The sequence below is a fragment of the Lyngbya sp. PCC 8106 genome (assembly GCF_000169095.1).
In the GTDB taxonomy this organism is placed as follows: Bacteria; Cyanobacteriota; Cyanobacteriia; order Cyanobacteriales; family Microcoleaceae; genus Capilliphycus.
The window spans coordinates 38,544-58,711 of record NZ_AAVU01000007.1 but is presented as its reverse complement, the minus strand read 5'-3'; the positions used below and the strand labels follow the sequence as shown (position 1 = coordinate 58,711).

General features: G+C 38.1%; 21 protein-coding genes. 9 read left to right on the top strand and 12 right to left on the bottom strand.

Annotation, left to right across the window (positions count from 1 at the left end):
* Positions 1-109: 109 nt before the first annotated feature.
* The gene (locus L8106_RS06730) at positions 110-805 is read right to left on the bottom strand and encodes a Uma2 family endonuclease (protein ID WP_009783489.1); all 696 of its coding nucleotides are present in this window, start codon (positions 803-805) and stop codon (positions 110-112) included.
* Positions 806-1,076: 271 nt separating this feature from the next.
* On the opposite strand from L8106_RS06730, the gene lgt reads away from it, so the two are divergent.
* The 3 genes from lgt (at position 1,077) to L8106_RS06715 (ending at position 4,246) form a co-directional block, all read left to right on the top strand.
* Positions 1,077-1,940, top strand: coding sequence for a prolipoprotein diacylglyceryl transferase (gene lgt / locus L8106_RS06725; RefSeq protein ID WP_009783488.1), 864 nt, complete (start codon positions 1,077-1,079; stop codon positions 1,938-1,940).
* Positions 1,941-2,386: 446 nt separating this feature from the next.
* On the top strand, positions 2,387-3,214 hold the full coding sequence (gene cobM, locus L8106_RS06720; RefSeq protein WP_009783487.1) for a precorrin-4 C(11)-methyltransferase: 828 nt from the start codon (positions 2,387-2,389) through the stop codon (positions 3,212-3,214).
* Positions 3,215-3,388: 174 nt separating this feature from the next.
* On the top strand, positions 3,389-4,246 hold the full coding sequence (locus L8106_RS06715) for an SDR family oxidoreductase (RefSeq protein WP_009783486.1): 858 nt from the start codon (positions 3,389-3,391) through the stop codon (positions 4,244-4,246).
* 265 nt (positions 4,247-4,511) lie between these two features.
* On the opposite strand, the gene L8106_RS06710 is transcribed toward L8106_RS06715, so the two are convergent.
* The 3 genes from L8106_RS06710 to L8106_RS06700 are packed head-to-tail and all read right to left on the bottom strand — an operon-like array spanning position 4,512 to position 6,405.
* Positions 4,512-4,904, bottom strand: coding sequence for a nuclear transport factor 2 family protein (locus L8106_RS06710; RefSeq protein WP_009783484.1), 393 nt, complete (start codon positions 4,902-4,904; stop codon positions 4,512-4,514).
* Between the two features lie 40 nt (positions 4,905-4,944).
* Entirely contained in the window at positions 4,945-5,229 is a 285-nt protein-coding gene (locus L8106_RS06705; RefSeq protein ID WP_009783483.1) for a hypothetical protein, read from the bottom strand.
* Between the two features lie 18 nt (positions 5,230-5,247).
* The gene (locus L8106_RS06700) at positions 5,248-6,405 is read right to left on the bottom strand and encodes a class I SAM-dependent methyltransferase (protein WP_009783482.1); all 1,158 of its coding nucleotides are present in this window, start codon (positions 6,403-6,405) and stop codon (positions 5,248-5,250) included.
* Positions 6,406-6,789: 384 nt separating this feature from the next.
* Between L8106_RS06700 and L8106_RS06695 the strand changes: the two genes are divergently transcribed.
* A complete protein-coding gene (locus L8106_RS06695; RefSeq protein WP_009783481.1) occupies positions 6,790-7,662 on the top strand; it encodes a DUF4437 domain-containing protein in 873 nt (290 codons plus the stop codon).
* Here L8106_RS06695 and L8106_RS06690 read toward each other — a convergent pair.
* From L8106_RS06690 to L8106_RS32810, 6 genes are all read right to left on the bottom strand, one after another.
* Positions 7,659-8,666: a zinc-binding dehydrogenase gene (locus L8106_RS06690; RefSeq protein ID WP_009783480.1), complete on the bottom strand. Its 1,008-nt coding sequence runs from the start codon at positions 8,664-8,666 to the stop codon at positions 7,659-7,661. The two genes, L8106_RS06695 and L8106_RS06690, sit on opposite strands and share 4 nt — an antisense overlap.
* Positions 8,667-9,491: an alpha/beta fold hydrolase gene (locus L8106_RS06685; protein WP_009783479.1), complete on the bottom strand. Its 825-nt coding sequence runs from the start codon at positions 9,489-9,491 to the stop codon at positions 8,667-8,669.
* Between the two features lie 43 nt (positions 9,492-9,534).
* Complete coding sequence (locus L8106_RS06680) at positions 9,535-9,981, bottom strand: DUF3598 family protein (RefSeq protein WP_009783478.1); 447 nt, start codon at positions 9,979-9,981, stop codon at positions 9,535-9,537.
* A gap of 97 nt (positions 9,982-10,078) precedes the next feature.
* The gene (locus L8106_RS06675) at positions 10,079-11,488 is read right to left on the bottom strand and encodes an aldehyde dehydrogenase family protein (protein WP_009783477.1); all 1,410 of its coding nucleotides are present in this window, start codon (positions 11,486-11,488) and stop codon (positions 10,079-10,081) included.
* Positions 11,489-11,491: 3 nt separating this feature from the next.
* Positions 11,492-12,535 (bottom strand): nitrilase-related carbon-nitrogen hydrolase, encoded by a 1,044-nt coding sequence (locus L8106_RS06670; protein WP_009783476.1) that lies wholly within the window; start codon positions 12,533-12,535, stop codon positions 11,492-11,494.
* A gap of 230 nt (positions 12,536-12,765) precedes the next feature.
* The gene (locus L8106_RS32810) at positions 12,766-12,939 is read right to left on the bottom strand and encodes a hypothetical protein (RefSeq protein WP_009783475.1); all 174 of its coding nucleotides are present in this window, start codon (positions 12,937-12,939) and stop codon (positions 12,766-12,768) included.
* A 426-nt stretch (positions 12,940-13,365) separates the two neighbouring features.
* Between L8106_RS32810 and L8106_RS06665 the strand changes: the two genes are divergently transcribed.
* Positions 13,366-13,929: a hypothetical protein gene (locus tag L8106_RS06665; protein ID WP_156803604.1), complete on the top strand. Its 564-nt coding sequence runs from the start codon at positions 13,366-13,368 to the stop codon at positions 13,927-13,929.
* A gap of 157 nt (positions 13,930-14,086) precedes the next feature.
* Positions 14,087-14,404 (top strand): hypothetical protein, encoded by a 318-nt coding sequence (locus tag L8106_RS06660; protein ID WP_009783472.1) that lies wholly within the window; start codon positions 14,087-14,089, stop codon positions 14,402-14,404.
* 34 nt (positions 14,405-14,438) lie between these two features.
* On the opposite strand, the gene L8106_RS06655 is transcribed toward L8106_RS06660, so the two are convergent.
* Both L8106_RS06655 and L8106_RS06650 read right to left on the bottom strand, forming a co-directional pair.
* A complete protein-coding gene (locus L8106_RS06655) occupies positions 14,439-15,935 on the bottom strand; it encodes a dihydroorotase family protein (protein ID WP_009783471.1) in 1,497 nt (498 codons plus the stop codon).
* A gap of 87 nt (positions 15,936-16,022) precedes the next feature.
* On the bottom strand, positions 16,023-17,084 hold the full coding sequence (locus tag L8106_RS06650; protein WP_009783470.1) for an AbrB family transcriptional regulator: 1,062 nt from the start codon (positions 17,082-17,084) through the stop codon (positions 16,023-16,025).
* Positions 17,085-17,158: 74 nt separating this feature from the next.
* On the opposite strand from L8106_RS06650, the gene L8106_RS06645 reads away from it, so the two are divergent.
* The 3 genes from L8106_RS06645 (at position 17,159) to L8106_RS06635 (ending at position 20,168) form a co-directional block, all read left to right on the top strand.
* Positions 17,159-18,025 (top strand): oxaloacetate decarboxylase, encoded by an 867-nt coding sequence (locus L8106_RS06645; protein ID WP_009783469.1) that lies wholly within the window; start codon positions 17,159-17,161, stop codon positions 18,023-18,025.
* Between the two features lie 22 nt (positions 18,026-18,047).
* Complete coding sequence (locus L8106_RS06640; RefSeq protein ID WP_009783468.1) at positions 18,048-18,806, top strand: arylamine N-acetyltransferase; 759 nt, start codon at positions 18,048-18,050, stop codon at positions 18,804-18,806.
* Between the two features lie 360 nt (positions 18,807-19,166).
* Complete coding sequence (locus L8106_RS06635; RefSeq protein ID WP_009783467.1) at positions 19,167-20,168, top strand: L-lactate dehydrogenase; 1,002 nt, start codon at positions 19,167-19,169, stop codon at positions 20,166-20,168.

Below are 20,168 nucleotides of genomic sequence, written 5' to 3'. Positions count from 1 at the left end.
AAAAATTCTACCCATTTACAGCCCCCATTATTGGGGGTTTGGGGGCTAAACAATTTTCAAATGATTAAAGAATTGCTATATAACCCATCTTATCCTTAAACTAATCTCTTTACAATTCGTCGGGATTTACTCCCAATTCCCGCAACCGTTCTGCGAATCTTTCTGCACGTTGTCGTTCTTGTTCTAACTCCTGTTCGGCTTGTTCTGCACGTTGGCGTTCTTGTTGTCGCAATTGATCGAGTTCTACGGGAGTCAAAAACTTCTCTCCATCCGGTCGATAAATTTCCAGTCCGGTTTCTGTTAATTCAAACCGAATTTCTAGGCGAGGACTCACCCAACCGTTCATCTGTTCGATGGGTTCTAACCAATTATCTCGGCGCTGCAACCCGGTTAATTCTTGTAGATTTGGATCGTAAAGATAATATTCCTCAACGCCATATCGTTGATAAAATAATAATTTTTCTGCCATTTGTTTAGCCCGATTTCCGGGAGAAATAATCTCAAACACAACCTGGGGTGCAATATTGTTTTCTTGCCATTGTTGATAGGAACCTCTGTCCCCTTTCGGGCGACCAAAAACAACCATTACATCGGGGGCTTGACGAATTTTGTTATTTCCTTCAACTGGATACCAAAGCAAATCACCCGCAACAAAGACATCTGCAACCGATGCAAATAGGATTTCTAGATTTTCTTTAATCGTAACAATCCAGCGAAATTGTTGGGTATTGTCTGCCATCAGTTGACCGTCACTTTCTGGATAGAGAATTGGAGTTTCAGTTTCCGGCGTAAATTGTTGTACCATGATAGTTCCTATTTGCTGAATTTATTGATGTTTTTTCTTTCTATTTTATTGTTTTAAAAAGTGGTCAATTAAAAATAGTATAACCCATTTTTAGCTTGAACTGATAGTGTTACAATTCTTTCGGGTTATTGAGTGCGATCGCCAAAGGATTAAAATTTGGGTGGAGAAGGGGTTAAGCAAGAGATAATTTTTGAGAACCAAAATTTTTTAGGCAAAATTAACCTAAATCCTATAAAATATACCTTGCCAATGCAACGGCTTCACATTCATTATGCACAGTTCTGATTTACTGCTAGCGTTTCAATTTACGTCCCCCGGCCCGATTCTAATTCGGTTAGGGCCGATCGCCATTCGCTGGTATGGTTTTTTAATAGCATCTGCGGTGTTAATTGGCGTGACGCTTTCTCAGTCTCTCGCCAAACGTCGTCAGGTTGATCCGGATTTAATCGGTGATTTAGCAATATGGTTGGTGATTGGGGCGATTCCCTGTGCCAGACTTTATTATGTTGCCTTTGAGTGGGAAAATTATGCTAATGATCCAGCAAGTATGATCGCAATTTGGCGAGGCGGAATTGCGATTCACGGCGCAATTATTGGGGGGATTATTGCGGCTTTGATTTTTGCAAAAATCCAGAAAGTTTCTTTTTGGCAACTAGCGGATTTAGTCGCTCCTTCTGTTATTTTAGGTCAGGCGATTGGACGTTGGGGAAATTTCTTTAATTCCGAAGCATTTGGAAGTCCAACGGATCTACCCTGGAAACTTTATATTCCGCCTGAAAATCGTCCCCTTGCCTATGCAAATTTTGAATATTTTCATCCGACTTTTCTCTATGAGTCGCTGTGGAATCTTTTGGTTTTTATCTTACTGATCACCTTGTTTTTTAGAGGATTAAAAGGCAAACCTCCGTTAAAACTGGGGACTATATTTTTAGTTTATTTTGTCGCTTACAGTTCAGGTCGAGTTTGGATAGAAGGATTACGGACAGATAGTTTAATGTTTGGGCCGTTGCGAGTTGCTCAACTGGTGAGTTTAAGTGGTATTGTATTAGGATTAGCAGGTTTGGCGTGGCTTTATGTGCTGAATCGTTCTTTACCCGATGTGGTTTCAACAAAGCAACAACGCAATGAATCTTAAAAGAAAAATCCCTAGATCGAATGATCTAGGGTTTCAACCAGGGTGCATCTACCATTATTATTCTCTAGAAAACTCGGGCAATATCCGGAACAAAAAAATAGATAAAAAAATGCCCCAGATTTGAAATCTGGAGCTTCAACCAGGGTGCATCTACCACTATTTCTATCTAGAGAAGTGTGGTTATATCCGGAATTAACAGGTAATTTTGACAAAAAAAATGCCCTAGATTTGAAATCTAGAGCTTCAACCAGGGTGCATCTACCATTCTCTTTATCTAGATAAGTTTGCCAATATCCGGAACAACAAAAAAACAGACAAAAAAAATGCCCCGGATATTTAGTCCGGAGCCTCAACCAGGGTGCATCTACCATTCTCTTTATCGAGAAAAGTTTGGTAAAATCCGGAATAGTTTGGGAAATTGATTAATTTTTGGACAATTTTTAAGTATGAACAGATCAGCTACAAATTCACTACAACCTGCGGTTTATATTGTTGGTGCAGGGCCTGGTGATCCTGAGTTACTGACTATCAAAGCGCAACGACTACTCGCCCAAGCTGATACAATTTTGTATGCGGATTCGTTGGTACCTCAACAAATATTACAAGATGTGCGTTCGGATGCGGAATTGATCGCCACAGCCAATAAAACCCTTGAAGAAATTGTGCCAATGATGATTGAACGGGTGCGACAAGGGCGTTCTGTGGTGCGTTTGCATTCGGGTGATCCCAGTTTGTACAGCGCGATACATGAACAAATTCACCAGTTGGCAGAAGCAGAAATTGCGGTTGAGGTGGTGCCTGGAATTAGTGCTTATCAGGATGCCGCAGCGAAATTGCAGGTTGAGTTGACGGTACCGGAGTTGGTGCAGACGATTATTTTGACTCGTTTTAGTGGGCGGGCGACTTCTGTTCCCTCTCGTGAGGCTTTGGCGGGTTTGGCGGCGCATCAGGCGAGTTTGTGTTTATATTTGAGTGCGCGTCATGTCGAACAAGCCCAGCAAGAATTACTTGAACATTATCCGGCTTCAACTTCTGTGGCGATTTGTTATCGTTTGGGATGGCCGGATGAAAAAATTAGAATTGTGCCGTTGACGGAAATGGCAAAAGTGACTGAAGAAGAAAAGTTGATTAGAACAACGCTTTATGTGATTAGTCCGGCGTTGAGAAATCAGAAAACAACAACGCGATCGCAATTGTATCACCCTCAGCATTCCCATTTGTTTCGCCCAAATTCTAAGACAGGTAGGGTGCATCAAAATGATTGCTCGGGTTAAATTGAGTGAAATGGGGAGGATTTGATGCACCCTAATTTGATTGAGTTTGTGCATCAAAATGATTGCTCGGGTTAAATTGAGTGAAATGGGGATGATTTGATGCACCCTAATCTGATTGAGTTTGTGCATCAAAATGATTGCTCGGGTGAAATTGAGTGAAATGGGGAGGATTTGATGCACCCTACTTTTAATTTTAGGGGTGAATTACAAAAGATGAATTTTAATCAAAAACACGCGATTATCACGGGTGGTTCGAGTGGAATTGGTAAAGCGACGGCGAAGTTGTTAGCCAAATCAGGGGCAAATATTACGATTATTGCCCGTTCACCGGAAAAGTTGGAAACTGCTAAAGCGGAAATAGAAGCGGTAAAATTACAGTCGGAACAACGAGTTTGTACTAAAGTTGCTGATGTTTCAGATCGCATTCAGGTGGAAATAGCGATTAGGAATTCTGTTCAAGAACTGGGGGTTCCTGATATTTTGATTACATCGGCGGGAATTTCTGTTCCGGGTTATTTTCAAGACTTACCGATAGAACTTTTTGAACGCACAATGGCGATTAATTATTTTGGTTCTCTGTATGCTGTGCGGGCGGTTTTAGCTTATATGAAACCGCAGAAAAAAGGAAATATTGTGCTGATTTCGTCCGGTGCGGGATTGATTGGAATTTATGGTTATACACCTTACTCTCCGTCAAAATTTGCATTACGAGGGTTAGCAGAATCTTTGCGAGGAGAATTGAAACCGTTAGGAATTCAGGTAACAATTGTTTATCCACCAGATACAGATACACCGCAATTAGAAGCGGAAAATCAAACCAAACCTCCAGAAACAAAACAGATTACAGAAACGGCAAAAATGTGGAAACCAGAGGATATTGCTCGCGAAATTATTGTCGGCATCAAAAATAATACGTTTGCAATTGCACCCGGAATTGAAATGACGTTATTGAGTCGATTACATAGTTTGTTAGCACCGGGATTAAATTGGTATTTTGATCGAATTGTGACTCAAAATCAAACCAAAACATGAGAGAATAAGACTGTAGCTGAAAAACTAAAACTTAAAGGTTAGAGGGTTAAGTAACATGAACAATCTTTAAGAACAAAACTGGATTCATCTCTTTGGTAAGTATGACTCAGATAGTCAGGGTTGGTTTGGAACTTGGAGATATTTTTTATTACAAAGATCAGCGTACCAGTATTGTTCAGATCTACAATGATCAAAGTTTACGGTCAAAAATTGTTTAAATTCGTGAATAATGGGGTGATTGTAAAAGCTAATTTATTGAGAGGATTTAGGGTTGATAAACGAGACTTAAATATTCTCGGTAACTGCAAATTTTATCACCTCGAATATCAAAAGAAACGGCGACTTGATTTTTATAAGGGTTTCCGAACATTAAGCCTTCTGATGTTCCCTCAAAAACAACGGTGTTTTCATTAAACGTGGTTCGTTCGAGAGTGAAAACTAAACCCTGACTAAACACTTTTTCAGATACATAGCCTAAAAATTCAGCCATGCGTTCTTTTCCTTGATTTAAACCTTGATAGGGGCCAGCCGGAAAGGAAAAGGTAAAGTCATCACTCAAAATAGCGATAAATTTTTCCCATTCTCCTGTGGCTAAACCGTGACGAAAATGTTCAAAGGCTTGTTGGGCAGTTTCTAGGGTTTGTTGTGTTTTGGTCATCGATACAAACTAGAGACAGTTGTTGTTATTATAGCCTCTTTTACGGCGAGATTGTGTCAATTTCTTCCTCTAGTATTCGCAAAATTCGAGAAATGTATTCTGTTCGCCATTGTTCTCGTTGCTCAGAGGTTTTTTCATCGGGTTGATAGGTTTCTATTTCCGAGGGTGATACAATTCCTTTTATTTCTAACAGTCGTTCTACGGTATCTAAACGTTCATGCAAGACAGAAACTTCACCCGCTAACGCCATGATGATACCTAACAATTTATCCTGTTGAGGATCATTGAGGTAAATGGGACGTTCTCCTTTTGCTGTTTTTACCATTGGATTTTTTACTAATATTTATTTTTGAGCGGTGAGTACAAACCAAGTCGGACGTACGCTAACGGGTGGTATTTTTTCAGAACTTGAAGCTTTTGGTGTTTTACAACTGTATTTGCGAATAAAAGCTTCAGTTGTTTTGTCTGATTGAAAACCTGCTTCTGTGACAAGAGCAGTTAAATCTAACTCTCGCATTTCACTCCAAAAGGGTTCGTTATTGTTAATCGTTTGCCACTCGGAAATAAAAGCTGTATAAGCATCCATATGTCGATACAAAGGCGCATCCAGATGAACCATAATTCCACCAGGCGACAGCAACCGATAACATTCACGCATGACATTTTGAATAGCATAAGCCGGAATTTCATGCAATAAAATATGAGAAACAATTAAATCAAATGAACCATCGGTAAAGTTCGTTTTTTCTGCGTTTTGTTGAGATAAATTAACGGGTTTGTTTAATGCTTCTGCCCGAGCGTGACCATAATGTAACATGGGTGCCGCAATATCAATTCCATAAATTTCTGCCTCTGGATAAGCATCAATATAGGGAAGGGTACTATGACCAACTGCACATCCCATATCAAGAATTTTTTGAGGTTTCAAGTTAGGATAATGGGGTTGGAGATAATTTTGAATAACGGAATGACCCATATCATCATTGAGAGTTCCTAACCAACCTCGACCATACACATAAACACCGCGATCATAAACGGCACCGGCTGCAAGGTCATTTTCAATGATTTCAGTATGATATCCTCCCGGCATACAATGAATATCAACTTCAGTCATATAAGCAGGTATTTGGAAGTTAGGATCGAGAATTAAAGAACCAATTTGATTATGTATATTTTTAGCTTTTGTAATCAAATCAGGTAGTTGACGTTCAACACTTGCGCCCACCGACTCCCACATCATTTCCTGTTGAAATCGCTTTAAAATACTCCACCAATGATAATAGGATTGAGTTTCCATTTCCTGTAAAATCTCATGGCGATTTTCGGGATAACGTTGATGTTTTTGTTCAAAGTTCGGCTTGACCACTTTTTCATAGACTGCCTTATTACCTGATGCCATTTTACGGTTAACATGAACAGATAGGCTTTGCATGAAGTTTTGACGGGCTAACTCATCATGCGTAGCTTGGGGCATCATTGAGTGTTGAAATTGTGAGTTCATGGTTTAGGTGGTGTCAAGAATAAAACAAGTTACTCGGGTCATAAATCCCCCAATATTGGGAGTGGTATGAGTTCGATAAAAGCCTGACAGTTGGAAGATACAGGAGTTGACATTGGGGTATTGAGACTCAGACTATCTCAAACTCAGATGGGGATTGATTAGCTATTTAGATCTTCTTAAAAATTGCCTGTTGTTTGCTGTATGGGTTGATACTGCATTTTTGGATCTAATTCGGTAAAATTGTAGCTGAAATTTAGCTTCGGGTTTTTATTGTGAATTCTAAACAATGAACAATTAAACCTCTTAAATTCACTTAACTATAGACAGATTTTGATACAATAAACATCACGGCAGAGTTTTGAAAAGGTAAAGGACAGTTAAAACGTGGAAACAGATGATTTTTTGAGTGTTCCACCCATTCCTGAAGATTGGGGCGGAGAGGGTCAAAGCCGTATGAGTTTATCGGGTCGGCGAACCGCCATTTCTAATGAGTATAAACCTCGTGAGTATCTGTTATTTGATAGCAATTCCGTTCCAGAAGAAAATGGCTGGAAAATTCCTGGAATGCCCAACAATATAGCCCCTGGAAACCGTCGTTTGTTAAGTTGGCATGATTGTGGCGCATCAACGGCTAAAGTCGTTTTTCCACCTGAATTTACCGCCCCAGAAGGCATTTTTACCACAGACTTAGAGATTTTTGTATTAACAGGTGAAGTTCAACTGGGGGAATGGAAGTTACCCAAACATGGCTATTCTTTTATTCCTGCTGGTGTGAAAGTAGGGCCGTGGAAAGTATTAGGAAATCAACCCGTTGAACTCCTCTGGATGGAAAATGGGCCTGTTCCGTTACAGTATAAATCTGCTCAAAATACGGTTCCGAATGCCAGAATTTGTGATTTTATTCCCGCAATGGATACTAAACTTTTACCTTGGGGAAAAACAGATACAACTCAATTTGAGGTTGCCAAGAAAAAATGGTTGAGAAAAAATCAAAATAATAGTGGTGTTTGGTTGTTAACTATTTTGCCTCATTATGATGGTAAATATTCTATGATCCAAGCCTATAATGAAGAAGATTTTTGTCTATCTGGATATTTGGATTTGGGAGATTATCGAGTTCAGAAAGATGGCTATTGTTACTGTCCTAGCTGGAGTCTTCTTCCTCGTCATATTACGGATGAGGGATGCTTATTTTTCGTTAGAATTGATCGAGATTTATCAAAGCTAGGAACTGTAATTTCCTATGAAGATGGTTAAAATGTAATCACAACTTTTCCACAACTTTTCCCTGCTAGTAAGTAATCAACCGCCGAGTCAATAGATTCAATTCCTCTAAATTCTGTTGGGTCAATTGCCACTTGAATTTGACCAGATTCGAGTAAATGAAATAAACGATTTCTAGCTTCTAAACTATATTCTTGATAGAGTGGCATCAGAAACCCTCTGACTGAAGCCCCTTTCCAAAAGAGTTTTTGATAAATTCTAGGTTGATTTACAATCTCTAATTGATCTGCATATTCAGAAATAAAACCAACAACAATTAAACGACCTCGAATAGCTAAATGATTAACACAAATATCAAACATTTTGCGACCAACACATTCAAAAACTAAATTAATTCCTTTCGGATATTCTCGCTGAAGTACCTCATCAACATCTTCTGTGCGATAGTTAATTACTCTGTCACAACCCAACTTTTTTAGTAGGTTGGCTTTGGCTTCTGAACCACAAGTTCCGATTACATGATTTCCTGCTAATTTTGCCAGTTGAACCGCTATATGTCCGGTTCCTCCTGCTGCTGCGGTGACTAATATTGTCTCTTGATTTGTCATTTCTCCCACTTGTTCTAGGGCGACTAACGCGGAAATTCCAGTGGGAATTAAGGTTAAAATTTCTGGGGTTGCTTGCGGAACTTTGATGGCGAGATTTGCATCAATAACTTGATATTCGCTATATCCACCCCCTCGAACTGTAGTAGCGACAGTATCCCCTATTTTAAAGGTTGTGATATTCTTGCCAACAGCTACGACTTCCCCCACTGCTTCAACGCCCAATTCAAAAGGGGGAGTCGGTTTAAAATAGGGGATTTTTCCTTGAGATAATAAAGTATCAAAACCAGCATTAACCCCCGCAAATTTATTTTGAATAATAATTTCATCATTAGTCAGTTCACGTAGGGGAAGTGTAATGATTTTAATAGCCGATTTAAAATCACTACTGACTTGAGTGGCGACTAATTTTTTGTAAGTTTGAGGGTTCATTTAATTTGACGTTTTATCTAAAAAGTTAATCACAGCTTTAGCAACTTCTTGATAGACTTGATTGATCATCCAAAGCGTACCGTCTTCAATGATAATCTCTTGACTGTGAGGAATAGATTCAGATAGCCAAGTTTGATTTTCTGCTTTCGCTAAACCTGCTTTTTCTAAGGGGTCTAATGCTTGATCTCCGGTTAACACTAGAGTTGGAGATTGAATCTTTTTAAATCTTTCTTTTGCCGATAGACAGTAGTTTCCGACGGCAACACCAGGATATACGGGAGAACCGAAACATTTCAAATCATCAATCACACAGCGATGATTTAACTCTCCTTTTCCGACATACTTAACCCGAGAAAGCCAACGTTCAATTAAGTGAGAACCATCTGCTTTTATTTTAAATCCAATTGAATATCTTTGCAAGATTTTTTCTTGTTCTTCGGCATCAAAACCATGCACATTACAAAGAATCAATTTATTCACTCGTTCAGGATAATTTGCCGCAAATTCACCCGCAATATAACCACCCGTTACACTTCCGAGAACGCTGCTTTTTTTTATCCCCAACTCATCCCAAAGCGTAATAATATTTTGAACATAATCAGCGACAGAATACTCTCTAGGCGGTTTGTCCGAATCTCCCAACCCCATTAAATCCATAGCAATCACTTGTTTATTCTTAGCTAAAATGGGGATAATTTCTCTAAATTCATCGCTGCTTCGAGGTGTCATATGAAGGAGTAAAATCGCCTCTCCTTCGCCTGCAATGCGATAGAGTATTTGTCCATCTTCTGTGTCTAAATATGCTCTTTTAACTTGCTGTTTCATTATGGTGAATTAATCTCTTGAAAATGTAATCAAATTTCTGAATTTATTGCATTCGTTCTTCTTGAATCAAAGTGCGTTGAAAAATTCGATAGTTTTTGAACCATTGCCAAGTTCGGGCGCGATAATTATTACAAGGGCTAATTTGAATCATTTCATAAATATAAGCATCAGGTACACCTTTATACGCTAACCATAAAATTAGAGTAGAGTCATCGGCTTCCCAGGCTTTTCCGGTAATGCGTTCGGTATCAAAAATAAGTTTGTTATCTTGATAAATACCTGGAAATTGATGTTCTTCTTGTTTGCCATTTTCCCAGTGATAACGGTTAATTTGAAAATAGGGATAATCCCCGGTTTCTGGAAATTGACAGGTTAAATGAGATTGATGCTGATCGATAATTTTGCCTTCTATATTAACCAGAGTATAGGTTCCCTTCCAGTCTCCTTCATGGCGGGCTAAAACAGGCATTTTTTCGTGTAGGTTTGACATGATTAATGTTCCTCTTTAAAACCTTGTACTTTAAAGATATCCAATTGTAACAAAAGAATGATGATTTTTTTAATTATTTATGAACTTTTTAGTTTTGTCAATACCACCACGGGTCTACAATAGCTTGGGTTTTAGTTAATAGGGCTTTTTTGCGGAAAAATCGTTGCATTGAAGCCGCACCCATCCGTGAACCTCCCAAGCCTGAACATTTAAACGAATTTTTTTCACCTTCATTAATTAAAGCTGTTAAAGCTGCATCGTTAATACTAATTGCCCCGGCTTCTATCTGTTTTGCGACTTCTAAAGCTTCTGTTTGTGAATCTGCAAAAACGGCTGCACTTAACCCATAAACGCTATCATTTGCCAGTTTAATTGCTTCTTCTTTCGAGGTAAAAGTCATTATAGGCATGACCGGGCCGAAGGTTTCTTCCGTCATTATTTTCATGTGATGATTAACCTGAGTTAACACTGTTGGACTACACCAAAATCCCCCATTCAATTCTTCAACTTGACCTCCACAATGAAAAATGGCTGCTTTTTCAGTTGCATCTAATAAATGTTCAGCAATAATAGTCGCTTGTTTGGCTGAAATAATCGGTCCAATTTCACCGCTTTTGATATCAGGATAGTTGAGGGATAACTGACTGGCTTTTTGAACGAGTTGATTAACAAAATTATCACGAATTGATTCAGCAACATAAATCCGTTCTATTGACAAACAAGACTGTCCAGCGTTAATCACAGAACCCCATAAAATAGCTGAGGTTGCTTGTTCTAAATTAGCAGATTCTAAAACAATAGCCGGATCTTTTCCGCCTAATTCTAAAAATGCTGGAATTAATCGTTTAGCAGCCGCTTCAGCAACCTTTTTTCCGGTTAAAACACTCCCAGTAAAACAAATTGCATCAATATTTTTAATGATAGTTTTTCCCGTTTCTCCTGCTCCTTCAATACAACCTAAAATCTGATTTAACTGGGGAATAGATTGAATTGTTTTAACTAAAGGCTGAATAAATCGGGGAGTGATTTCACTGGGTTTAATGAGAACTGCACATCCAGCGAGTAACGCCGGAATTGCATCAATTAGAGACAGTAACAGAGGAAAATTCCACGGACTAATTACCCCAACTAATGAGTAAGGAACAAGTTGAGATTTGATTTGAATAAAAGGAATAGCTGTGTTTTTTTCTTCTGTAAAACAAAGGTCTGGAGCAAGTTTACACCATCGCTCTAAACTAGAAATAACCCCATCAACTTCCATCACTGATTCTCTAATTCTTCCCGTATCTTCAACTAAAGCGTGAACTAAAGTATCTTTTTCAGAAATAATGGCTTTTTTCCAGGTTTGTAAAACTCCTATTCTCTGATGAATATCTAACTGTTGCCAGTCAATTTGAGCTTGTCTTAAATTCTCACACTGTTGAGTAATTTCTGCTTCTGTAGGAGGTGTAATAAAATAATCAATTGCTCCGGTTCTAGGATTGCGAACTTTTATTTTGTGTTCCATATTTTAAATAATTTCCTGCTGAATTAAGTTATTAATTGTTGCTTGCTGAGTTTTAATAAAATGTTGTCGTTCAACTTCTCCTTCTAACATCGTATTTGCGGGGTAAAAATTATGGTATTGATAAGTTTCAGTATACAACCCTGAACGATGACGTGCCAATAAATTTTGAATTCCAGGGCGTTTGCGGTTACGTCGCAGAGCTGTTAAATCAATTTCTGCAAAAGCGGCCATACTCTCACCCGCTCCCGTTTCTGCTAATAGAATACCCCGATAGTCAATAATTTTTGAACCGCCATCAGTTGAAGAACTTGGAAGCGGAGTGTTAACAATTCCGGCAGTATTTGCTGAGATAATATAAGCCATATTTTCCACAGCCCGAGACACTTTTGCTGCTTCTTTTGGGAGTCTAGCATGACCATAAATTTCTGAGGTTGAATGCAAGAAAATTTCAGCACCTCGGGTGACAAAAGTTCGCGCAAGTTCAGGGAATAAGATTTCATCAGAGGCGAGAGTTGCTAAATTACCAATTTCGGTTTTTGCCACTGGAAAAATACCATCTAAACCATAACAATCTAGATATTTATCCCAAACATCGTGAGGCGTGGGTGTGTACATAGAATTTAACCGTCGATACCGCAAAACCATTATTCCAGATGGGTTGAAAATAAAGCAGCTTTGAAAGTACAACTTCGGAAAATTGGGATCAATTTCATAGGCATTTCCCGCTAAAAATATCTTGAATTTCTGTGCGATTTCTGCTAAAGTATTATAGATAGGATCGTCCATTTCTAAACAGGCTTTCTTTGCCCAAATTCCCAACGGTTCGCCCATCGGAAAACCTGTTAACCAATATTCAGGAAGTACCACCAAACGACAATCAGAACCAATAAACGCTAAACTGGTGGCAATTTTTCCCTCCAAACTCTCGACAGCTTTTGTCATTATACTTCGGGCTTCAGAAGGACTACTCGCACAATTAACCGCCTGACAAGTTAACTGAAGGGCTAAGGCTCGAAAAGATTCGATGCGCTCTGGATTTGCTGTCATAGAAAATTAGGCTTGACTAATGTTCATTGTGAAAAGATTTTACATCATTTTTATCCGATTAAACTACTTTTTTTGATGTTGAATTCCTATTCATAAACTGAGTTAACCCCGTGACATGACTTAATCAATAAAAAAGTTAGCTGTGATGCTAACTTGTGGTAATATATTATGAGTAAAGGCGCAAGATTCAGCACCCTGATTCAAACTTTAAATTTCAAACTTGATCCTGCTTACTCTTGATTCATTTGGCGTTGAACGGTTTCTATCGCCGCATTGAGTCCAGCCAACCGAGTTTCAAGATCATCTCGCATCCACTTCAAAAATTGCAGTTTGCGTTCCTGATAAGCTTTGTGAGAACTCGATGAACTGTCCCAATTCCAGCAAGGATTGAAAAAAGGAAACATAGATACCTCTAAAATGACTCCATCTATATTTTGAAGCAAAAACCAAAATAATGGGTTGTCTAAGGTTTAAATCTGTTGCTGAACTCGTTCGAGGCTGAGGTTGAGTGCTTCCGCTACCTGTTCAACACTTAAACCCATTCCCAACAACCGAGGAATGGCATTTTGGCGCTCTTGTTCGGCGCGTTCATCCTATTTTAACACACATAATACTAAGTTAAAAATTTATTGTGCTGATCGTAAAAATAATGACATCCGTAAAATCACGGATTCTTGAGAAATAAATCCATTCATCCATCTCAGTAATTTCTCTAATTGACACTAATAATTTATGGCTTTAAATTATGTATAGTAACCTAAAAACATCACAGGATTAATAGGTCGCAATTGAGATAGTTTTTCTTTTTAACTTAAAGAACTTGGAGCAAGATGATGAAGTCACAAACGTTTCTACAACGCATAACAACATTCTTCATGTCAGTGTTGTTGTTTTCTACCTTCTTTTTTCCTCTGATGTCTCAGCCAGCTTGGGCTAATAAAGCTACGCCAACAACAGTTCAGAATTCAGCACAACCATTATGTACAGCAGAATCACGGGCATTGGGGAAATCAGAATGTAACATTAATATTGATGATCGCCATATTACCTATAACAATGATTCTCACGATACCTATAAGAATGATTCTCAGGTTATTATTGTCAAGCCTGATCCTCCCAATACCACACGAGCATGGGTGGGCGGAGCCGCTGTTGGGGCTTTGTTAAGTGTAAGTGCCGTGATGGATCTGAGCGTAGCAGATATGATCGGTTCAGGTTTGGCTGCTGTTGGTGGTGTGGTTGGTAGTGGAATGGCAGCAGGGGCAGCAGGAGTCGCTGTTTCTGCCGCGTTACCAGTAGCCGCAACAGTCGGAGTTGGATTTGCAGCATATCAAGGTGTAAAGATGTTGACTTCATCTCATAATAAGCGAAAAGTAGATCAAAGTCAGCAGTAGATAACTACAGCTACATGATGAATTCTCGCTGTCTGGAATGAAAAAAGTTCATAAAGATAAACCACCAGTTTGTCAAGATATTTTTTGAGAATATAATTCTTTTAAAGAGATTGGGATAGAATTGGTGGATTATTCATTATTAATCATAGGATGTATTATGTCTAGTCAGAAAAAGCAATTTGAGATGAATGATGTTCGGTTAGCAGCAACAAAATGGATATGGAGTTTATCTATTTTTTGTTTACTCGCTTGTGTACCTATCATTGCTATAGTTGAAAACTACACAATTTTACCCTTAGTCGTGATAGTTGCAGCTATGGTTAGCACTGTATCAGTTTGGATATTTGTACAACCAACAAACTTACTTGAACAAACAAAAATTGACCAGTTGCAAAAACGAGTATCTAGTCTTGAAGAAATTGTTTGTCATACGGACTTTGATTCGAGTATCAATGAGTTAAAGCTAAGGCGTTAAATCTCTAAATTATGTGACTTTTTTCAAAACACCTTTACTTTAATTTTGTTGTAGACTTTCCATAGGGTCGTTTCAAATAACGTCCTTGGGGCGAACCGAGAATTTCTCCGTTGTGATAAATCAAATTTCCGCGAAGAAATGTACTTTTAACTCGTCCGGTTAATTCCATCCCTTCAAAGGGCGTATAACCTTGTTGAGACTGTGATTCTACTGCCCGAACAGTAAAGGTTTCATTGGGATCAATTAATACCAAATCCGCATCATAACCTACAGCAATATCCCCCTTTTCTAATAGCCCAAATCGTTGTGCAGGATTCCAAGCTAATAATTCAGCCATTTGATGATAAGGCATTCCGCGTTTATTTCCTTCACTGAAAACCCCAGATAGTAAATATTCAGTTCCCCCAAAACCCGACTTCGCTAACCAAATATTTTCGGGGTTTTGTTGAGAAACTTTTTGTTCGGCTGAACAACAAGCATGATCGCTCACAACCCAATCAATTTGATGATTTAAAACCGCTTGCCATAAAAATTCTACATCCTCTCGCGGACGAATGGGAGGATTAACTTTTGCCCATTTTCCAGTCGGTGCATCCACATCTAAAAGCAGATGTCCGACAGTGACTTCTCGACGGAAATTAATATGAGGAAATGTCGCTTGCATCATCAAAGCGGCTTCAATAGCTTTGCGAGAACTTAAGTGTAGTAAATTGATATTAATACAGTTGGTTTCATGGGCAAGATAGGATGCAATGCAAATCGCTAAACCTTCTGAATGAGGAGGACGAGCCGCGCTATAAGCTTTCAGTCCAGTTAGGGTATTATCCTGTTGAACAATTTTGGTATAGGCGCTCAATATTTCCGCAATTTCACAGTGCAAACTCAAGCTGAGATAATCTTGACAATCGGGATATTTTTCGCGCATTTGAGTTAAACTTCGCATGATAAACTCAAAGTGAGCCACGTCGTAGCGTTCTTCTTTATTAATCATTAAAAATAAATTTTGCTGGTCGGATAGTCCGTGCAACCCATAACCGCCATAGAACATAAAAATTTTAAAAGAAGATACTCCAAACTCCTCAAATAGTTGGGGCATTTCTTCTAGATGTTCAGCCGCAATTGGGGCAACATGATACCCATAATCAACATAAAAGTTACCCTCAGAAAGCGCTAACACTTTCGGAAAAAACTGATGGTAGCTTCCGCCTTGATTGAGATAATATTGACCTGTACGAATATAGTTTAAACTGGTTGTTACACCGCCCATTGCAGCCGCTTTACTCTCTGTAATAGCATCTTGATTTAGGGGTTGATAAATCCCAACGTGCATATGAGCATCTACCACGCCCGGAAAGGCTAAAAGGTGATTTCCATCGAAGGTTTGTTGAGCTTGAGCGGGGTTAATATTCTGTTCAATTTGAACGAATTTTCCATCCTTAATCCCGATATCAAACGTTTCTACAGAGGGCTGGTGAGGACGAATAACCCGAACATTTTTAATCAGTTTATCAAAGGTAAAAGCTTCAGACATCGTTGTAAGTTGCACAAGTTTAAATCTATCATAGCTGAATATTGTTCGCAAATCAATCTAAGTTGATTTTTTTAAACATTGTTAGAACTACACATCTTTTTCTTTTTGTTTGATCACAAAAGTAGTTAGCCAGGGAGTCAATAAAAGAATCATTAACATTCGAGTTAATTGCATTGCTAATACCAGACTTGTATCACCGGCAAGCTGCACAACCGTTGCAATCATTGCTTCAAGTCCTCCAGGTGTTAATCCTAAAATAGCAGTAACAAGATCAACCTCTGTCACCCGATGAAATCCATATCCAATTGCTAAACAACAGATAATTAGTGAAATGACTAATCCTGCTTCAATTAATACCGCTTTAAAGAGTTTATTAACTGTTTGAAAATCAAACTTTAATCCGATAGAAAGTCCCACAAGCAATAATCCCGTTTGAAATAACCATTGAGGAACTTGGATATACTGAGGAAACGTCCAAAAACAAATTAAACCGATAATAAATGTTCCGAGAAATTCCGATGCAGGTAGATTAAATTTATTTCCGCCCCAGATGCCTAGACCACAACAAATTGCTAATATAAACAAATTGGAAACGAAAGGAATAGATAATTGATCTACTGTCAAAATAGGGATTAAATTTGGACTTTCAGAATTAGCCGGAAACAAGAAAGTTGCCAGAGTCGGAACAATCACAATAACTAACAATAAACGCAAGTATTGAAATAAAGCAATTGCTACCGCATCCGCTCCCATTTCTTCGCCAATTGCCACAATACTTGAAGCTAAACCCGGAATAAAAGCGAGCAATCCGGTAACTCGATCAATCCCCGAAAAACGAGATAATAAATAACCATGAAATACGCTCATAATTCCAGTGATAATAATACAAAATAGTAAAGGTATTGCATAATTAGCAGCGATAATTAGAGTATCTGGAGAGAAACGAACTGCCGTTGCTAAACCCAAAAATGCCTTACCCAATGTCATAAAAATAGGAGATAAGGGTTCAGAATAGCCTTGAATAGTAGCATATAGAATTCCCACTATCATCGGCCCCAATAGCCAACCAACAGGAATATTAAGCCAATTGAATAAAAAGCCGACTGCAATTGCTAGTACAAACTGCTGAATGATTTTTTGAGTGTTCATCGGCTTCTAGAAATATAATCTTGATAACGACAGGGATTGGTGTATCCTAAATTATAGAGCTTTAATATTATCCTATGTCTTTTACAAATAAACTCAGAACACGACTAGAACAATCAGAAATTTTGGTAATTCCGGGTATTTATGACTGTTTGAGTGCTAAAATAGCTGAACAGTTAGGTTTTGAAGTCGTCGCGACCAGTGGGTTTGGTATTGCTGCATCAACATTGGGTTTACCTGACTATGGGTTTCTCACAGCGACTGAAATGTTTTATAGTATTGGTCGAATTGTTCGGTCAATTCAAATTCCGTTAATTGCGGATTTAGATACAGGTTATGGAAACGTTTTGAATGTTATTCGTACCGTGAAAGATGCGATTAATTTAGGTGTTTCTGGAATTATTTTAGAAGATCAAGAATGGCCGAAAAAATGTGGTCACTTTGAGGGAAAACGAGTGATTTCCACAACCGAACAAATTGCGAAAATCAAAGCCGCAGTTGATGCGAAAGCGGATAGTAATTTAGTCATTATTGGACGAACAGATGCTCGCGCACCTTTGGGTTTAGATGAAGCCATTAACCGAGGTAAAGCTTACTTTGAAGCAGGGGCTGATGTAATTTTTATTGAAGCACCTCAGTCTGAAGATGAACTCGTTAAAATTGCTAACGCTTTACCCAATATTCCCTTAGTTGCAAATATCATAGAAGGCGGAAAAACACCTCAATTATCAGCCCAAGAATTACAACAACTAGGGTTTAAAATTGTCTTTTTTCCCTTGTCAGGTTTATTAACTGTCACGAAAGCGATGACGAATTGTTTGCGTCAGTTGAAAGAAACCGGAAGTACAGCAAATTTAGAAAATTTAGTCAGTTTTCAGGAGTTTGAGAAACTGATTGATGTCCCAACATATCGTCAAATTGAACAGAAATTTGATCAGGAATAAAAGTTAAAATATTAAGTTTTATATGGACGTTGAAGCCTATCTAAACCGGATTCACTATCAAGGTTCTCTTGAACCCAATATTGAGACGCTTTATCAACTGCATTACTGTCATTTACTGACGGTTCCTTTTGAAAATCTTAGTATTCATCTCAACCAACCAATTCATCTTAATTTAGAAACATTATACACAAAAATCGTTCAAAAAAACCGAGGAGGCTTTTGCTATGAACTTAACTCTTTATTTTCCTGGCTATTGCAACAACTAGGTTTTAATATCACTCTAATTTCTGCTCAAGTTGCACGAGAAGATGGTCATTTTGGGCGAGAATTGGGTCATTTAATGCTGTTGGTAAAAGACAGAGATTTTTGGTTAGTTGATGTTGGTTTTGGAGACTCATTTCTTTATCCTTTGAAGTTAGAAAGTTTAACTGAACAAATCCAACAGGAAGAATATTATCAGCTGATAAAAGAGGAGAGTCACTGGATATTTTATCAAAAAAAAGATGACCACTATCAACCCAAATATTGTTTCACCTTAACACCTAAAAAACTAACAGATTTTCAATCAACTTGTGAATATAATCAAACCTCACCTCAATCTATTTTTACTCAGCGTCGTATTTGTACGAAAGCAACGCTTGAAGGTCGAGTCACATTGAGCGATAACCGATTAATAATTACCCAAAATGGTCAACGACAAGAGTGTACCATATCTACCGAAGCAGAATATAACAAAATTTTACGAGATTATTTTAGTATTGACTTGGGTTGTCAATTTTAACATCAATTTTGATCAAGTACAAAAGGATTGATTTAAAAAAAATCTACATTTTTATAGATATAACTTGTAAACTATGGGCATTTAAGTCTCCTCATTTTACCTCATTAGATAGATGAATAAACCATTTTTATGAAGATTCTGCTGACTGAGGGGTTAAGAAGATTTATAATTGTGGTTAAGAATAGATTATTTATTAAATCATTGCCCTGCAAGATTTAAAAGTTAGTGCTAAAATATGGTGTAATTCAGTCAAAACTGTTGTATAAGTTGTATAACAATTCAAAACAACTAAATTGTATAGCCACGTACAATTTTTCTAACTGAATTAACTCAAAAATTAATTAATTAACGGGAGGATTTATGTTTGAGGGATTATTTAATCTACATCCAGATGCGGAGAATTTTGATAGTAAAATTAAACCTCGCAAAGGTGTGATCATTGGAGCAGGTCAGGTCGGGATGGCTTGTGCTTATTCTATGTTAATTCAAGACTGTTTTGATGAACTGATCTTACAAGATATCGCCACAGATAAAGTCGAAGGAGAAGTCATGGACTTATTGCATGGCGTTCCTTTTATCTCTCCGACTCGCATCAAAGCCGGAACTGTTGCGGATGTGGGAAAGGATGCCGATATTGTGATTGTAACAGCAGGAGCGAGTCAAAGAGAAGGTGAAACTCGTCTAGATTTATTACACCGTAATGTCAAAATTTTTAGAAGTTTAATTGGGGATGTTGCTAAACATTGTCCCGATGCAATTTTACTAATAGTTGCCAACCCTGTTGATATTATGACCTATGTGAGTCTCAAGCTTTCAGGTTTTCCCAGTTCGAGAGTTTTGGGTTCAGGAACGGTACTCGATACCGCTCGTTTTCGGGCTTTATTGGCTAACCGACTCGATATTGATCCTCGCAGTGTTCATGCTTATATTATCGGTGAACATGGTGATAGTGAAGTTCCGGTTTGGAGTAAGGCAAATGTTGCCGGAATGAAAATCTGTGATGGAGACTGGAAAGGAAGCCCTGCTTGCGATTTTGCAGAATTAAATGAAATTTTTGAACAGGTCAAAAATGCGGCTTATGAAATTATCAAGCGAAAAGGATATACTTCCTATGCCATTGGTTTAGCGGTGACAGAGATTGTTAAAGCTATTCTTCACAATCAAAATCGGATTTTTACCGTCAGTACCCGAGTTGATAAAATGTACGAATTATCCGAAGATATTTGTATTAGTTTACCTTCGATTGTTAACCGAGACGGCGTGATGAAAGTCATGAATTTTACCCTAGCTGAAAACGAAGAAAAACTTCTCAAAAAATCTGCTCATACTTTACGAGAATATATCGATAAACTTGATCTATAA

Bases quoted from the DNA above. Each gene is read 5' to 3' on its own strand.
- L8106_RS06665 (WP_156803604.1), top strand. From the start codon at position 13,366: ATGATGAAGTCACAAACGTTTCTACAACGCATAACAACATTCTTCATG.
- L8106_RS06640 (WP_009783468.1), top strand. From the start codon at position 18,048: ATGGACGTTGAAGCCTATCTAAACCGGATTCACTATCAAGGTTCTCTT.
- L8106_RS06655 (WP_009783471.1), bottom strand. From the start codon at position 15,935: ATGTCTGAAGCTTTTACCTTTGATAAACTGATTAAAAATGTTCGGGTT.
- L8106_RS06705 (WP_009783483.1), bottom strand. From the start codon at position 5,229: ATGGTAAAAACAGCAAAAGGAGAACGTCCCATTTACCTCAATGATCCT.
- L8106_RS06685 (WP_009783479.1), bottom strand. From the start codon at position 9,491: ATGAAACAGCAAGTTAAAAGAGCATATTTAGACACAGAAGATGGACAA.
- L8106_RS06645 (WP_009783469.1), top strand. From the start codon at position 17,159: ATGTCTTTTACAAATAAACTCAGAACACGACTAGAACAATCAGAAATT.
- L8106_RS32810 (WP_009783475.1), bottom strand. From the start codon at position 12,939: ATGTTTCCTTTTTTCAATCCTTGCTGGAATTGGGACAGTTCATCGAGT.
- L8106_RS06715 (WP_009783486.1), top strand. From the start codon at position 3,389: ATGCACCCTACTTTTAATTTTAGGGGTGAATTACAAAAGATGAATTTT.
- L8106_RS06680 (WP_009783478.1), bottom strand. From the start codon at position 9,981: ATGTCAAACCTACACGAAAAAATGCCTGTTTTAGCCCGCCATGAAGGA.
- L8106_RS06650 (WP_009783470.1), bottom strand. From the start codon at position 17,084: ATGAACACTCAAAAAATCATTCAGCAGTTTGTACTAGCAATTGCAGTC.
- cobM (WP_009783487.1), top strand. From the start codon at position 2,387: ATGAACAGATCAGCTACAAATTCACTACAACCTGCGGTTTATATTGTT.
- L8106_RS06675 (WP_009783477.1), bottom strand. From the start codon at position 11,488: ATGGAACACAAAATAAAAGTTCGCAATCCTAGAACCGGAGCAATTGAT.
- L8106_RS06700 (WP_009783482.1), bottom strand. From the start codon at position 6,405: ATGAACTCACAATTTCAACACTCAATGATGCCCCAAGCTACGCATGAT.
- lgt (WP_009783488.1), top strand. From the start codon at position 1,077: ATGCACAGTTCTGATTTACTGCTAGCGTTTCAATTTACGTCCCCCGGC.
- L8106_RS06690 (WP_009783480.1), bottom strand. From the start codon at position 8,666: ATGAACCCTCAAACTTACAAAAAATTAGTCGCCACTCAAGTCAGTAGT.
- L8106_RS06670 (WP_009783476.1), bottom strand. From the start codon at position 12,535: ATGACAGCAAATCCAGAGCGCATCGAATCTTTTCGAGCCTTAGCCCTT.
- L8106_RS06730 (WP_009783489.1), bottom strand. From the start codon at position 805: ATGGTACAACAATTTACGCCGGAAACTGAAACTCCAATTCTCTATCCA.
- L8106_RS06660 (WP_009783472.1), top strand. From the start codon at position 14,087: ATGTCTAGTCAGAAAAAGCAATTTGAGATGAATGATGTTCGGTTAGCA.
- L8106_RS06710 (WP_009783484.1), bottom strand. From the start codon at position 4,904: ATGACCAAAACACAACAAACCCTAGAAACTGCCCAACAAGCCTTTGAA.
- L8106_RS06635 (WP_009783467.1), top strand. From the start codon at position 19,167: ATGTTTGAGGGATTATTTAATCTACATCCAGATGCGGAGAATTTTGAT.